The organism is Bacillus sp. JHAA (genome assembly GCF_036961585.1).
In the GTDB taxonomy this organism is placed as follows: Bacteria; Bacillota; Bacilli; order Bacillales; family Bacillaceae; genus Bacillus; species Bacillus velezensis.
The window spans coordinates 49,565-64,345 of the sequence record NZ_JBAMDE010000003.1; the positions used below are offsets into that span (position 1 = coordinate 49,565).

12 protein-coding genes and 2 pseudogenes are annotated in these 14,781 nt (G+C 44.1%); 8 read left to right on the forward strand and 6 right to left on the reverse strand.

Going from position 1 to position 14,781, the window contains the following annotated elements; all coding sequences use genetic code 11:
* Positions 1 to 202: 202 nt before the first annotated feature.
* On the forward strand, positions 203 to 2,335 hold the full coding sequence (locus tag V7728_RS07840) for a peptidoglycan D,D-transpeptidase FtsI family protein (protein ID WP_099566705.1): 2,133 nt from the start codon (positions 203 to 205) through the stop codon (positions 2,333 to 2,335).
* Positions 2,336 to 2,512: 177 nt separating this feature from the next.
* The gene (locus V7728_RS07845; RefSeq protein WP_309193907.1) at positions 2,513 to 4,333 is read left to right on the forward strand and encodes a PAS domain-containing protein; all 1,821 of its coding nucleotides are present in this window, start codon (positions 2,513 to 2,515) and stop codon (positions 4,331 to 4,333) included.
* Here the strand turns inward: V7728_RS07845 and V7728_RS07850 are convergent.
* Positions 4,314 to 5,527 (reverse strand): annotated as a pseudogene (locus V7728_RS07850) (aminotransferase A). The gene V7728_RS07845 and the pseudogene V7728_RS07850 sit on opposite strands and share 20 nt — an antisense overlap.
* Positions 5,528 to 5,727: 200 nt before the next feature.
* Complete coding sequence (locus V7728_RS07855; protein WP_007409608.1) at positions 5,728 to 5,889, reverse strand: hypothetical protein; 162 nt, start codon at positions 5,887 to 5,889, stop codon at positions 5,728 to 5,730.
* Positions 5,890 to 6,077: 188 nt separating this feature from the next.
* Here V7728_RS07855 and cheV point away from each other — a divergent pair, with 188 nt between their 5' ends.
* Entirely contained in the window at positions 6,078 to 6,989 is a 912-nt protein-coding gene (gene cheV / locus V7728_RS07860) for a chemotaxis protein CheV (protein WP_007409609.1), read from the forward strand.
* 43 nt (positions 6,990 to 7,032) lie between these two features.
* Here cheV and V7728_RS07865 read toward each other — a convergent pair whose 3' ends face one another.
* From V7728_RS07865 to V7728_RS07880, 4 genes are all read right to left on the reverse strand, one after another.
* Positions 7,033 to 7,497 carry a YkyB family protein gene (locus V7728_RS07865; RefSeq protein ID WP_003154622.1) on the reverse strand — a complete coding sequence of 155 codons (465 nt, stop codon included), beginning with the start codon at positions 7,495 to 7,497 and terminating at the stop codon, positions 7,033 to 7,035.
* Positions 7,498 to 7,619: 122 nt separating this feature from the next.
* A complete protein-coding gene (locus V7728_RS07870) occupies positions 7,620 to 8,912 on the reverse strand; it encodes an MFS transporter (RefSeq protein ID WP_007611093.1) in 1,293 nt (430 codons plus the stop codon).
* Between the two features lie 75 nt (positions 8,913 to 8,987).
* Positions 8,988 to 9,482 (reverse strand): L,D-transpeptidase family protein, encoded by a 495-nt coding sequence (locus tag V7728_RS07875; protein WP_095284082.1) that lies wholly within the window; start codon positions 9,480 to 9,482, stop codon positions 8,988 to 8,990.
* Between the two features lie 74 nt (positions 9,483 to 9,556).
* Positions 9,557 to 10,420, reverse strand: coding sequence for a metallophosphoesterase (locus V7728_RS07880; RefSeq protein ID WP_099566707.1), 864 nt, complete (start codon positions 10,418 to 10,420; stop codon positions 9,557 to 9,559).
* Between the two features lie 144 nt (positions 10,421 to 10,564).
* On the opposite strand from V7728_RS07880, the gene fadH reads away from it, so the two are divergent.
* From fadH to V7728_RS07905, 5 genes and pseudogenes are all read left to right on the forward strand, one after another.
* Positions 10,565 to 11,329: a 2,4-dienoyl-CoA reductase gene (fadH, locus tag V7728_RS07885; protein ID WP_003154618.1), complete on the forward strand. Its 765-nt coding sequence runs from the start codon at positions 10,565 to 10,567 to the stop codon at positions 11,327 to 11,329.
* 164 nt (positions 11,330 to 11,493) lie between these two features.
* A pseudogene (locus tag V7728_RS07890) lies at positions 11,494 to 11,990 on the forward strand (hypothetical protein).
* A 142-nt stretch (positions 11,991 to 12,132) separates the two neighbouring features.
* On the forward strand, positions 12,133 to 13,353 hold the full coding sequence (locus V7728_RS07895) for an EAL domain-containing protein (RefSeq protein WP_007409615.1): 1,221 nt from the start codon (positions 12,133 to 12,135) through the stop codon (positions 13,351 to 13,353).
* 443 nt (positions 13,354 to 13,796) lie between these two features.
* A complete protein-coding gene (locus V7728_RS07900) occupies positions 13,797 to 14,036 on the forward strand; it encodes a YkuJ family protein (RefSeq protein ID WP_003154613.1) in 240 nt (79 codons plus the stop codon).
* 122 nt (positions 14,037 to 14,158) lie between these two features.
* Positions 14,159 to 14,677: a ribonuclease H-like YkuK family protein gene (locus V7728_RS07905; protein ID WP_020955744.1), complete on the forward strand. Its 519-nt coding sequence runs from the start codon at positions 14,159 to 14,161 to the stop codon at positions 14,675 to 14,677.
* The last annotated feature ends 104 nt before the right edge of the window (positions 14,678 to 14,781 follow it).

Genomic DNA, 14,781 nt, shown 5'->3' on the forward strand with positions numbered 1-14,781 from the left:
TATACCGGGAAAAACGATCTGTATTTATTTTTTAAAATCCGTTACATCTCTTCAAATTATTTGAAGTGTTAGATATATTTTAAGATAATTTGATCTTGACAGTTTTTTTTACCCGTTTTCGCTGTAACAACTTTTACAAAAATGTTACAATTAAAATCTGTTTATGTAAATATATTCAATGATTTGAGAGGTGTAACAGAAAGTGGCTGAAGTTGCGCGTGAACCAAAGAAAAAAACGAAACGTTACAGAGCGCTGAGAATGAATCTCTATTTTTTAGTTGTTTTCCTTCTCTTTACGGCACTGATTTTTAAACTCGGCATCGTCCAGATTGTCGAAGGGGATAAACACCGCCAGGATGCGGAGAAGGCAAATGCAAAAACCGCCTATTATCCGACACCGCGGGGAAAGATGTATGACAAGCGGAACAGAGTGGCGGTTGATAACCAGGCTGTGCCTGAAATTGTATACGTTTCTACCTCAAAAACCTCGGCAAAGGACAAATTGAAAACGGCAAAAAATCTCGCCGCACTGATTCATATTGATACTGAATTTATGAAGGATCGAAATATCATTGATTACTGGCTTGCCGCACATCCGAAGAAGGCGGAAAAGCTTATGAAGGATTCAGAAAACAGCCTGAAATCCCAAGAAGTATACAAACGCCAGATTGAACGCGTCCCGAAGCAGGAGATTGACGCGATCAAACAAAATAAAAAAGAGCTGGAAATCGCGGCGATTTATACGCGTTTTTCAAGCGGCAACGCCTATCAGCCGCAAGTCGTCAAATCAATGGACCCGAATAAGCTGAACGGAAACGGAAACAGCGGTTCACTGCTTGACGAGCATGAAAACAACAAGCAAAAACCAAAAAGCGACCTGACATATGAAGAAGTTTCCGTGGTATCCGAGCACCTGAAAGAGCTCCCCGGCATTGACGTGATCAATGACTGGACGCGGAAATATCCATACGACAAAACGCTGTACTCTCTGTTCGGCGGTGTGACGACACCGGAACAGGGATTGTTGGGCGAACGGAAAGATTATTATGTCACAAGAGGCTACTCACTGAATGACCGGGTGGGTAAAAGCTACATTGAATATCAGTATGAAGACTATTTAAACGCACATAAAGAAAAAGTAGAGTATGTGGAAAACAGCAAAGGTGAAGTCGTCAGCCAAAAGCCCGTCGATGAAGGCAGCAGAGGCTACGATCTGCAGCTCTCGCTCGATATGGAATTACAGTCGAAAGTCGAAAAAGTCATTGAAAAAGAGCTGAGAAGAAGCCGCGCCGCAGGCAACTTTATGGTTGACAGAGGATTTGCCGTCATGATGGATCCGAACAACGGGGATATTCTCTCAATGGCGGGGAAACGCATCGATCTCGAAACAAATAAAACACAGGATTTTGCGATCGGAGCATTTACGACCCAATATGAGATGGGCTCTTCTGTTAAAGGAGCGACTGTTCTCGCGGGTTACCAAAGCGGCCTCCCGCATTATAAAACGTTTGTCGATGCACCGCTTGTATTTAAAGGCAAAACGAGAAAACAATCGTGGACACAAATGGGAGCCATTACTGAGCTGACCGCGCTGCAAAGAAGTTCAAACGTGTATATGTTTCATGTGGCCATGCATATCGCGGGCATTACCTACGTTCCGCACGGCACGCTGCCGGCCGGATTAGACGATATTAAAAAAATGCGCAACTATTACGCCCAATTTGGCTTGGGTGTGAAGACCGGGATTGATCTTCCGCAGGAATCAGCGGGCATGCAGTCAAATCCGCAAATGGTCGGGGGATTGCTGCTTGACTTTGCGATCGGACAGTTTGATACGTATACGCCGCTTCAAATGGCTCAATATATTTCAGCCATCGCAAACGGCGGGTATCGCGTCCAGCCGCGGATCGTCACAAGCATTCATGAACCGGACAGCAAAAACAAGATTGGAAAAGCGATTGAACAGCGAGATATTAAAATTTTGAACAAAGTAAATAACAGCCCAAGCGATTTTGACCAAGTTCATAAAGGAATGAAGTTGGTCACAAGCTCACCTCAAGGAACGGCTTATTCAACATTCCAGGGTTCCGGCGCTGATGTTTCCGGAAAAACGGGAACCGCGCAGACGCGCTATTACGGCACGAACAAAAACTGGTGGGGGAAAGAGACGTATAACCTGACCTTTGTCGGTTACTATCCGTCAGAACATCCACGAGTGGCATTCAGCGTCGTCGTACCGACTGTTCAGGATGATCACGATCATGTCAGCAAAAACATTGCCAAAGGAGCAGTTGACGCTTACAAAGAGCTTGAAAAGAAATACAATAAAAAATAACAAATGAAAGGGCGGCCGAACATCTCGTGCGCCCTTTCTTTCATTCAGGAAAATTGACGTTCACAATAAGAATAGAAGGAGAATGCTCATTTTTTAGCGAATCAATCTAGTGGAATTTCTTTTTATACCAGTCCGTGTCCAGCCTGCAGTGCGAGTATAATGCAAAGGAGGGATTCTGTGGAACAGGATACTCAGCATGTCAAACAGTTTCAATCGAAAACCGATCTTCATGCCGTTTTGACGTCTAACGGGCGTATTATGTATATTTCTGCAAACTGCAAATCGTACTTCAGTTATTCTCAGGAAGAAATGATCGGCTCATTTCTCAAAACGTTCCTGCATGAAGAAGATCAATTTTTGGTTGAAAGTTACTTCTATAATGAGCATCATTTGATGCCTTGCACCTTTCGCCTTATTAAAAAAGATCATACCATCGTATGGCTTGAAGCGGGTGTGGAAATTGTCACACCGCAAATGGAGGGGACGGATCGGGAAATCATCCTCAAAATCAAGGTGCTTGAGGAGAAGACGCCCCGCCGGCCTTATATGTATGAACAAAAGAAGCAAAAGGCAGAACAACAGTCGGAAGATGCGGCTGGAAACGGCGAATTCGAGCGTCTTGTCGAAATGCTGCCGAATCCTTTATATGTCAGCATCAACGGCACAATCGCCTACGCCAACAACGCGATGCTTGCCATGCTGGGAGCCGAAAGCAAAGACGAGGTAATCGGCAGGCGCTCTTATGAGTTTATTGAAGAAGAGTATCACGACATTGTGAAAAACCGAATTGTGCGGATGCAAAAAGGAATGGAAGTCGGAATGATCGAACAGACGTGGAGAAGGCTCGACGGCACGCCCGTTCATTTAGAAGTAAAGGCGGCACCGACGACATATAAAAATCAGCGGGCGGAATTGCTGCTTCTGATTGATATTTCTTCACGGAAAAAATTCCAAACGATTCTGCAAAAAAGCAGAGAGCGTTATCAGCTCCTCATTCAGAATTCAATTGATACGATCGCCGTGATTCACAATGATAAATGGGTATTCATGAATGAGTCGGGCATTTCGCTGTTTGAGGCTGAAACATATGAAGATTTAATCGGGAAAAACGTCTATGATCAGCTTCATCCCTGTGATCATGACGGCGTGAAACAGCGGATCCAAAATATTATCGACCGAAAGACCGAGTCAGAAATTATTAAGCAGTCGTGGTTTACCTTTAAAAACCGGCTGATCTACACGGAAATGGTCTGCATTCCGACGACGTTTTTCGGAGAAACGGCCGTGCAGGTCATTCTGCGTGATATTTCTGAGCGGAAGCAGACGGAGGAATTAATGCTGAAGTCGGAAAAGCTGTCTATCGCAGGGCAGCTGGCGGCGGGAATCGCCCATGAAATCCGCAATCCGCTGACGGCGATCAAAGGATTTTTACAGCTCATGAAGCCGACGATGGGGGAAAACGAACATTACTTTGAAATTGTGTTTTCTGAACTGAGCAGAATCGAATTGATTTTAAGTGAGCTTTTAATGCTTGCCAAACCTCAGCAAAACGCCGTGAAAGAGCGTGTAAACTTAAAGAAGATTATAAGTGAAGTGACCGCTCTTTTAGAGACGCAGGCGAATCTTAAAGGGATTTTTATCAAAACGGATTACGAACATGACAGCATGTATATTAACGGTGATCAAAATCAGCTGAAACAGGTGTTTATCAATCTGATTAAAAATGCCGTTGAGTCGATGCCGGATGGGGGAACGGTTCACATCATCATGACAGAAGAAGAGTATTCCGTTAATGTGACGGTGAAAGACGAGGGTGACGGGATACCGGAAAACGTGCTGAAACGAATAGGCGAACCGTTTCTGACAACGAAAGAAAAAGGAACCGGCCTGGGGCTGATGGTCACATTCAACCTTATTAAAAACCACCAGGGAGCTATCCAAGTAGACAGCAAACCGGATAGAGGCACGGCCTTTCACATTACATTCCCGAAACAATAAAAAACAACGGCGTTATGCCGTTGTTTAAATAGTCTGCATGGATTCTCTCGTTTTTAAAATAAATGCTTCCAGCCGGTCCAAGCCTTCTCTCAATGTATCCAGTGAATATGCGAATGACAGCCTCACATACCCTTCACCCAACTTTGAAAACGAGCTGCCGGGCACAAGAGCCACACCTGCATCCTCTAAAAGAGCCATACTAAAATCAAACGATGACATTCCGAATGACTTAATGGAAGGGAAGATATAAAATGCGCCTGACGGCTTTACGACGTCAAGCCCCATTGAAACTAGACGGTCATATACATAGTCAAGCCGCTTTTTATACTGTTCTCTCATAATAAGCGCATCATCAACACCGTTTGTCACCGCTTCAAGAGCCGCTTTCTGAGAGATTGAAGACGCGCATGTCACACTGTATTGGTGAACTTTTAAGATGTGCTTGGCAATTTCTTTCGGTGCGAAAATGAAACCGATTCTCCAGCCCGTCATGCTGTGTGATTTTGACAGGCCGTTGATGACGATCGTCTGGTCTCTCAAATAAGACGCGATCGAATAATGCGGTCTGTCATAGGTTAATTCGCTGTAAATCTCATCAGACAGGACAAAAACATTTCTGCCCTTCAGGACGGCTGCGATGTTTTGCAGCTCTTCCTCAGACAATGTCACTCCGGTCGGGTTTGACGGATAAGGAAGAATGACGCATTTTGTTTTTGGTGTCAGCGATTCTTCAATGAGCCGCGCCGTCAGCTTAAATCCGTGTGTCGTCGTATCCACATGGACCGGAACGGCGCCCGACATGCGGATGATCGGTTCGTAGCCCGGATATATCGGTCCGGGGAGAATAACTTCATCGCCCGGAGATAAAATCGTCCGCAAAGACGCGTCAATCGCTTGGCTTGCCCCGGTTGTGACGATGATTTCAGTTTCAGCTTCATAATTCAAATCAGCTTTTTTCTTCATATAAAGCTGTACGGCCTGTCTCAGCTCAAGGCCGCCCGCATTCGGAGTATATGCCGTTGCGTTCTCGTCGATTGCCTTTTTGGCAGCCGCTTTGACATGGTGCGGCGTGAAGAAATCCGGCTGACCGATCGTAAGCGAAATGACATTGTCGTGCTGAGCTACAAGATTTGAGAATTTGCGAATTCCTGAAATTTCAATTTCTTTTACATTCGGATTAAGCAAATGTTCCATAATTCATCACCTTATACTATATATTGAGTTTCTCCTATTTTACCACTAGCTGAGCATTTGTCATCTTTTTATTGAACTATCCCGAGTATATGTCCGATATGTGAAAACATACCTTCTTTCAGAAAAAAATAAGACAACCAGCTGAAATGATTGTCTTCATTGTATCATGATCTATCTATTGTGATATGTGGCGAATGTCATTAATACCCGTATTCAAAGCTGACGTCTTCCCGCCATAAGATGTATGGAGCGGGCTTGTCGGGACGCTCTTTCGCCTCTTTTTTCATTTGCAGGTAAGCCGTTTTGCTGATATCTTCTAACACCGTCATTTGATCTTGGTCGAATATGACTACTGTACCCATTTATTACACCCTTCTTCCTGAAAAATCCTTGACTATTTTACCACTCGATGTCAAAAAGTCAATGGGATATCAGAAAAAAGCATTTTTTTATAAAGAGTTCATGGCCAGTTGGATCGAATACATTCACTTTTTCCGTTTACAGCCGATATATACAGTACAATACTGAATGCGGATAGCGAGGGATTGAATTGTCTTTACAACAATACGATATTTTATTGGATTCAGGCACAAACGAATTAGAAATCGTCAAATTTGAAGTAGGCGTCAATACATTTGGCATAAATGTGATGAAAGTCCGGGAAATCATTCAGCCGGTAGATGTCACATCTGTGCCTCAGTCTCATAAAGACGTAGAAGGGATGATTAAGCTGAGAGGCGAAATTCTTCCCGTCATCAGTCTGTATACCTTTTTCGGCGTTGATGCCGAAGGAGCAAAAGACGATAAATATATCGTAACGGAATTCAACAAGCGGAAAATCGTCTTTCACGTCGGTTCCGTTTCACAAATCCACAGGGTGTCCTGGGAGGCGATTGAAAAGCCGACTTCCTTGAATCAGGGCATGGAGCGGCATTTAACGGGAATCATCAAACTGGAAGACACGATGATCTTTCTGCCTGATTATGAAAAGATCATTTATGATATTGAATCGGCATCCGGAGTTGAGACTTATCATGTCCATCAGGAAGGATTTGATGAAAGACGGGCGGGTAAAAAACTGATCATCGTTGAAGATTCGCCGCTTCTGATGCGTCTTTTGACGGATGAGCTGACTGAGGCGGGGTACAGTGAAATCGTTACGTTTGAAAACGGAAAAGAAGCGTATGATTACGTCGTGGAACTGACGGATAACGGAGCAAACCTGTCAGACCATATTGACATGATTATCAGTGACATTGAAATGCCGAAAATGGACGGGCATCGTTTGACGAAGCTCCTTAAGGATAACCCGCAAAGCTCTGATGTGCCGATTATGATTTTCTCGTCCCTGATTACGGACGACCTGCGCCACCGGGGCGAAGTAGTCGGAGCGGATGAACAGATCAGCAAGCCTGAAATCAGCGAGCTCATTAAAAAAGTGGATACGTACGTGATTGAATAGAAAAAAGCCGATGCATGACGCATCGGCTTTTTTTGCGGCGGAATTAAAAATAACTCTCACCAAGTTTTTTAAATACGGGTTTATGATAAGCGGGCTGCTGCCTGTTGGCGGCAAGCGGTTTTTCCTTTAAGCCCACATATTTTTGCAATACGTTTTTCGCTTTTGTCAAAGACATTTGTGCTTTAGGATTGCGGTACGATTGATTTAACGTACCTAAATGCGGAAGATGCTGGAAGTCTTCTTTTGTTGGAGGCATGTGAAAATAGTAGTCTCCGATAGAGATAAGTACGTCTGACTGCTGTTGGCTAAACCTGGGATTATTTGAAAAGTGAAGCCCTATTTTTTTCCCTTTGCCTTCTTTCACAAGCTTTTGTAATGCCCGTTTTTTCAGCAGATAAAGGTATTTAGGGTTGGGGGCGGTTTTTGCATGGCGGTTCACAGTATAAACAGCTTTTGAAAGATTCTCGATGGTTGGCTGCAGCTCTTTCGAATAAGCGTGGTCGTCCATTATTTCTCTCCTTTGCATTGATCAAGTTCATATATAGATTATACTTTTTTAGCGTTGAAATGCAAATATTGATTATAAAAATACGCCTTTTTCTGATGAAAAGGGCGCATCTTTTTCCTTTATTATACAGGATTCGCATGTTTTTCGGAATCAGCCTTTAATGATTGCTGCACATCGACCTCTGCTGCCTCGGCGCTGTATTTCGGAAGAGCGATAAAATAGAATACAAATACCGCTAAAATCACGATTCCCATGCCGTAATAAAGGTAATCAATATTGGTAACGAATTTCGGAAATAACAGGGCAACCAGTCCGAGTGTAATCGATTGGGCAAACATCATAAAAGGATCCTGCCAGCCGCTGACCCGGCCCATTATTTTCGGATGAACGATTTTCGGCATCCAGCCGCCGATGGCGATATTGACAGGGCCGATGCACATGCCGAGGACGAAAGCCGCCGCATAATAAATCCACAGCTTATCCGTATAGCCGAGGACAAAAATGAGCAGTCCGGCTGCCAAAATAGGAATCGACATCAAATGATGCGGTTTGACTTTTTTTGCGATCATCGTTCCGATCACACTTCCTGCAAGCAGGCCGAAGCCGAGTGCAACGGTAAAGATGGAAGTATGTGATTCGTAATGATCAGGCGCAAGTCCGTATTTCATCGTAAACATCGGCAGTACGGCAAAGCCGCCGTTGACAAAACCAAAGATAAAAAAGCCGAAAATAAGGGAAGCAAGCAATTTGTTTTTAACAATATATACGATCCCTTCCTTAAAATCAGCGACCGAGTCTTTCAGAAACGAATCTCCCCATTTAAAAGGGCCGTTCGGCTGACGGGCTTCTTTCGGAATGCGGCACGCGCGGATCAGAAAGCCTGATACAATAAAGCTGACAAAATCAAGGATAATGGCTCCGTGAATACCGATCGTTTTATACATAAACGCGCCTATACCGACGCCGAATACCATGAAGATGCTGAACAGGATCTGGTTAAGTCCCGCCGCTTTCGCGTAATGCTCCTTAGGCAGAATAGCTTGTACAAGGCTGGCTTCCGCCGGGAAAAAGAACTTGGTCACGGCGCTTCTGATGAACAAAATACAGAACACGAGAGGGATACTCCCGGTGTATAATGCGGCAAACAATACGATCGTCAGTCCGGCTCTGATCCAGTCACAATTCTCTGCGACCTTTTTCCTGTCAAGCCGGTCAGCTGCGACACCGACAATCAGAAATACGAAAACTGTCGGCAGTGAATACATCAGCTCAGCCAAAGTCGTGTATGCCGGCTGGTTTGAAAAATGGTCCAGCAAGTAAAAAGCGAAAGCCATATTACCTACAGTCGTTCCCATTTGAGAAGCGAGTGCTGCGAAAAAGAGACGGACAAAATTGCGATTTTTAAATATATCCATAAACACGCTCCTTACCCTAAAGGTCCCACTGTAATATATTATCATCAGCTCGTTCCATTAACAAATAAGATCTTTCTATCTTATAATAGTCACCCTTGTTCCATTAGGAACGGCAGCGGCAAGTTCAGTGACGTCCTGATTATACATCCGGATGCATCCTTTTGATACCGCTTTGCCGATGGAGGAAGGATTATTTGTTCCGTGAATGCCGTAATGAATTTTAGAGAGGCTGAGCCAATAAGCGCCGAACGGGCCGCCGGGCTTAGGCTGGCGGTTCACGATGTAAAATTCTCCGGTCGGCGTGGTCGTCAATATTTTTCCGACTGCGATGGGATACGTACGGATGAGCCTGCCAAGGCGGTATAACTCCAGTTTCTTCGCTCCGATATACACGATGATGGAGTAGGGAATGGTGGATGGGTCGGGAAGATTCGGTATGATAATATGCTGTCCCGCGTATATGACCGATTGGATTGAGGGATTTGCCTGAAGGAGAGCAGCAGTGCTTATTCTGAAGTCTTGCGCAATGCTTGAGATGGTTTCTCCTTGTTTCACTTGATATGTCAGCAGTTTCATCACCCTCCTTTTTGCTCTTTTCCATATACATATTACGGAGGGGGTGTCTGTGCATCAGGATAAAAGTCTTATTTTTGCTCGGTTTTCAATGTGAACAGCGTGATTTCCGGTCTGGCTAAAAATCGATACGGCAGTCTTGTCGTACCGAGCCCGCGATTGACGTAAACGGCTGTGTCATGCAGTGTATACATGCCGTCGGTATACGTTTTTCCGTAAGGAGGCGTAATGAGAGGGCCGAAAAACGGGAGCTGGACCTGGCCGCCGTGAGTGTGTCCCGACAGCTGGAGGTTTACGGGATATCCGCCTGTCTTAAGAGCGGCATCAGGCTCGTGGACGATTAAAATGGAAAACGCATCTTCGGAAAGGCGTGACAGGGTGCCTTCATAATCTGGTTTTCCGAGTATTACATCATCCAAAAACGCGAATTCAATCCGGCTTCCGTCTGTCAGCTGCACCTTACGGTAGCCGTTTCGAAGCACTTGAAAATCAGCCGCTTCCATCAGAGCCTTGTACGTGTTCGTACCGTAGCCTCCATGGTCATGGTTTCCGTAAACACAAAGTTTGCCGAAGGGAGCTTCAAGATTTTGCAGCACGGCGAGTGCACGCTGGTGATCATTAAATAAATGCGGCTTATCAATTAAATCTCCCGTAAAGATGAGCAAATCGGGTTTCAGCTGATTGATCTTTTCCGCTGCTTTATTCAAGTCACCGGATGTAAACACATCACTGAGATGCGTATCGCTGAATTGAACGATTTTAAAATTGTCAAAGCCGCGGGGGATCAGGCGGCTGGTGATTGTATGCCGGGTGACCTCAATCATGCGCGGTTCAATATACCGGGCATAGCCGTAACCTCCGCAAGCCATTGCGAGAGCTGCACCCAAAATGCCGAATCCTCTTTTTAAAAATGTTCTTCTGGTCATTTTCTCCATATGTAAAACCAACCTTTGTCAGAGTTGTTCTATTATATCATCAGCCTGGCTGAAAAATCCCTTCTCAGCATGTAATGACGCGGATAGACATCTGTGATAAAATTATGAATGATTATTCATTCAATAAAAAGGGGTGGGTTTGTTATGGATAAGAAAGCGGTAATCATTACAGGCGGTTCAAGCGGCATGGGAAAAGCAATGGCGAAAAAACAGGCTGAATTAGGATGGCACGTCATGGTGACAGGGAGGAACCATGAAGCACTTGAGGAAACAAAAAAAGAAATTGAGACCTTTGAGGGACAGGTCGCCTGTTTTCAAATGGATGTCCGTTCTGATTCCGCCGCTTCAGACATGATTACAGAAGCGAAAAAAGTCTTTGGCCGGCTCGATGCGCTGATTAACAATGCGGCCGGCAACTTTATTTGCCCGGCAGAGAAGCTGACGCCCAATGGATGGAAAGCTGTTATTGAGATTGTTTTAAACGGCACATTTTTCTGCAGCCAAGCAGCGGCAAGGCATTGGATCGAGCAGGAGCAGAAGGGCGTCATCTTAAATATGGCCGCTACATACGCATGGGGAGCGGGAGCGGGTGTCGTTCATTCCGCTGCAGCCAAAGCGGGGGTATTGTCACTGACAAGAACGCTGGCCGTTGAATGGGGGAGCAAATACGGCATCCGCACAAACGCGATAGCCCCAGGCCCGATTGAACGGACAGGCGGTGCGGAGAAGCTGTTTGAATCGGAAAAAGCGGTGTCCCGCACTATGAACAGTGTGCCGCTCGGCCGGCTGGGCACACCGGAGGAAATCGCCGCGTTGGCAGCGTTTTTGCTATCTGATGAAGCGTCCTACATAAACGGGGACTGTATCACAATGGACGGGGGGCAATGGCTGAATCCTTATCCGTTTTAATTTTTCATATATTGATTATTTTGCAAAACAAGCGAACGTTAAAGCCGCCGTTCGCTTGTTTTATTTTCTATTCAAAATTATGATATAATTTTGAAAGATTAAGGGGCGATTAATTGAAGAAATTATGAAAATGGTTCGTTGTACTATTTGTAAGCAGTTTCGTTATCATCTTTAATATTTGGTACTTTATTATTTGTGCTTTTACTCCGGAGTATTATCAAAATACCAATCTTACATCTGATGAAATAATCAGATTTGAAAAGCTATTTCACATAGATTTTCCTGATGAAACGAAATTTATTAAAGCCAGGGAGTATTTGAGTGGGCTCGGAGGCGATACATCGGCTGTATTATATGTGTCTCTGCCAACCAAGCTGGCGGAACGATTTTATCTGATTATACGTATATGCCAATAAATCATACTGATCATGCCGGTTCAATGTATGGAGTTGACGTTTCCGAGAGTGTTGGCGGGTTAACAACTCTTACATGTGGCACTTTAGATAAAAAAGGAACTTTCTTTCAGTTGAAACATGATGATGATTGGATATTTAACAGCACTGATTGGAGCCATTATTTTTGGACAGATGCCGGTTATAATGCTCTTATATTTATCCTTTTATTTGTGCTTGCGAAACAAATGAATAACGTCCTTAATTAACCGGTCTGAAGAGTGATCTTAAAAATGTCCCCCCTTTTATTTTAAGCTGCTGCCATACTGCCTCCTTTTCCCCTAATCTAAACATTTGTGGTGCTGATATAATTGTGTATAATCAGACAAAGATAGAGAAGCAGGTGATAACATGTTGGACCCACTTGATATACTGACGAATATTGATGATGTCATTCCGTATTACCAAGCGATTTTTAACGCTGAGGAACAAAGAGTCGTAGGCTACGAAGTGCTTGGGCGGATTTTGGCAGATGCGGAGATTGAGAGCCTCGGGCCGTTTTTCTTAGATTCCGGCATTCCGGAAGAATATAAGCTTGAGGTCGATGACAGAGTCATCAGGCAGGCGCTGGAGCGGTTTAAAGAAGCTGACCGTGATCTGTTGATTTTTATCAATCAGGATGCGAATGTATTGATGCTTGACCACGGCGAAAGTTTTCTTGAGCTTTTGAAAGAATACGAAGAGCAGGGCATTGAATTGAACCGTATTGTGCTTGAGATCACCGAGCACAATTTCGAAGGCGACATTGAACAGCTGTACCATATGCTTGCCTACTATCGTACATACGGCATTAAAATCGCGGTGGACAATATAGGTAAGGAGAGCAGCAACCTGGACAGAATCGCGCTCCTTTCACCGGACCTTCTGAAAATAGATTTGCAGGCGCTGAAGGTATCTCAGCCGTCACCATCATATGAGCATGTGCTGTACAGCATTTCATTGCTGGCGAGAAAAATCGGCGCCGCGCTGCTGTATGAAGATATAGAAGCTGATTTCCAGCTCCAGTACGCATGGAGAAACGGAGGCCGATTTTTTCAAGGCTATTATCTGCAGGCGCCGAGTGGCGATTTTATAGACCGGAGCCTGTTAAAAGCACGCTTGAAAACGGAGTTTCAGCAATTTATCACGAGAGAAAAAAAGAAGCTGGAAACGGTCTATGAACACTCTGAGAATTTTTATAAGCGGGTCAATCAGGCAGTTTCCGAGCTGAAGAAAACCCATCAGGCGGACGATGAGTTTATTAAAAAACTGGCGGAAAACCTGACCGACTGCTGCTTCAGAATTTATATGTGTGATGAAGAAGGCTATCAGCTGACGGGAAATGTGTTCAAGCAGTCCGGCGAATGGCTTTATCAGCCTGAATACATGGAGAAAAACTGGAGCTGGCGTCCGTACTTTTTAGAAAACATCATGAAGATGCGTAATTCAAGAAAAGGCTTTTTCAGTGACCTGTACAGTGATATTGAGACAGGTGAGATGATCAGAACCTTTTCATACCCGATGGATGACAATATGTATTTATTTATCGATCTGCCTTACTCTTATTTATATGAACAGGACGGGTTACTTTAAAGCGGCTGCTGTATGCCGCTTTTTTTGTTCATTTGAAAAAAGTTTTAAAAAACGATTGACAATGATACTGATAATCATTATCATTTAGTTATAGAGAGAAGTTACTCTCTGTTCCCCAACCCCTCTATCAGATCAAGATCCGAAAAAACTTGGCGCTACCCCCGCCAAGTTTTTTTATGCTGTCTCCTCATAAAAGGGCTTCTCCTTACATACATCTGATAAGGCGGCTCAAAAAGCGAAAAATTATTTTTGAAAGGTGTATGACATTCCGAAAAAAGCTTCAAACTATTCGCAAACACGGTTTTTCCCGTTTATTTCTTTTTGAAAATCCAGCGGGAAAATGCCATCCCGGTCTACTTTATGGTATGATGCTCTGTAGAACTTGTATTATAATAAATACTTGTTGATTTGAAGTTGTTTTTTGAAAGGAGTCTTTTTTTAGAATGTCACAATTAATGGGTATCATCACGCGGCTGCAAAGTCTGCAAGAAACAGCGGAAGCGGCTAACGAGCCGATGCAGCGTTATTTTGAAGTTAACGGCGAAAAAATTTGCAGTGTTAAATATTTCGAAAAAAATCAAACGTTTGAACTGACGGTTTTCCAAAAAGGTGAAAAACCTAACACATATCCGTTTGATAACATTGACATGATTTCTATTGAAATTTTTGAGCTCCTTCAGTAATTTGATTTGATTTTTCAGGCTGACCAAGCTTCCGGTCTTCCGCAAGCGGAGCTTTATTAAATTATGCAAAGGAACGTGCTTGTTCGTTTGGTTGTAGACTCTGGAAAGAGGAGTGTCCGTACATGGCTGATTCTTTTCTGTTTTATAATCTTTCTGAGGCACAGATGACCTTTCAAGACGTGACGGAGCGGCTGAAACGCTTTGTCAATAAAGACCCCCGTTCAGCATACGTGCTGTCTGTAGGGACTGATTCACAAGTTTACCGCGACTTCACAAAGTTTATTACGGCTATACACTTGCACCGTACAGGCAAGGGAGCTTGGGGCTGTTTGAAAAATCACGATCTTGCAAGACCGATACATAGCCTTCGCGAAAAAATTTCGTTGGAAACCGCGTTCAGCCAGGAGATGGCTGCGCATATCCTCGACGGCCGTCTTATGGAACTGACAGATTTGCTCTTGCCTTTTGCGGATGAAGGGGCGGATCTTTCATTTGAAGTGCATCTGGATATCGGTCAAAAAGGGCTGACAAAAGAATTGATACAAGAAATGACCGGCCGCATTACCTCGATGGGCATTGAAGCGAAAATCAAGCCCGATTCCTGCACAGCATTCAGTTATGCCAATCGTTACACAAAATAATATTTCATACAGAATCCGCAAAATGTCGAATTATGCGGTTGACGATTTTTTTCTGTTTACTTATTCTAGCGGTAGAGCTGAAAGCAAATTTCACGTTGCTTTCG

What these genes read in the sequence shown, in the direction of transcription:
- V7728_RS07900 (WP_003154613.1), top strand. Translation starts at nt 13,797, where the DNA reads ATGTCACAATTAATGGGTATCATCACGCGGCTGCAAAGTCTGCAAGAA.
- V7728_RS07855 (WP_007409608.1), bottom strand. Translation starts at nt 5,889, where the DNA reads ATGGGTACAGTAGTCATATTCGACCAAGATCAAATGACGGTGTTAGAA.
- V7728_RS07865 (WP_003154622.1), bottom strand. Translation starts at nt 7,497, where the DNA reads ATGGACGACCACGCTTATTCGAAAGAGCTGCAGCCAACCATCGAGAAT.
- V7728_RS07895 (WP_007409615.1), top strand. Translation starts at nt 12,133, where the DNA reads ATGTTGGACCCACTTGATATACTGACGAATATTGATGATGTCATTCCG.
- V7728_RS07870 (WP_007611093.1), bottom strand. Translation starts at nt 8,912, where the DNA reads ATGGATATATTTAAAAATCGCAATTTTGTCCGTCTCTTTTTCGCAGCA.
- V7728_RS07880 (WP_099566707.1), bottom strand. Translation starts at nt 10,420, where the DNA reads ATGGAGAAAATGACCAGAAGAACATTTTTAAAAAGAGGATTCGGCATT.
- fadH (WP_003154618.1), top strand. Translation starts at nt 10,565, where the DNA reads ATGGATAAGAAAGCGGTAATCATTACAGGCGGTTCAAGCGGCATGGGA.
- V7728_RS07905 (WP_020955744.1), top strand. Translation starts at nt 14,159, where the DNA reads ATGGCTGATTCTTTTCTGTTTTATAATCTTTCTGAGGCACAGATGACC.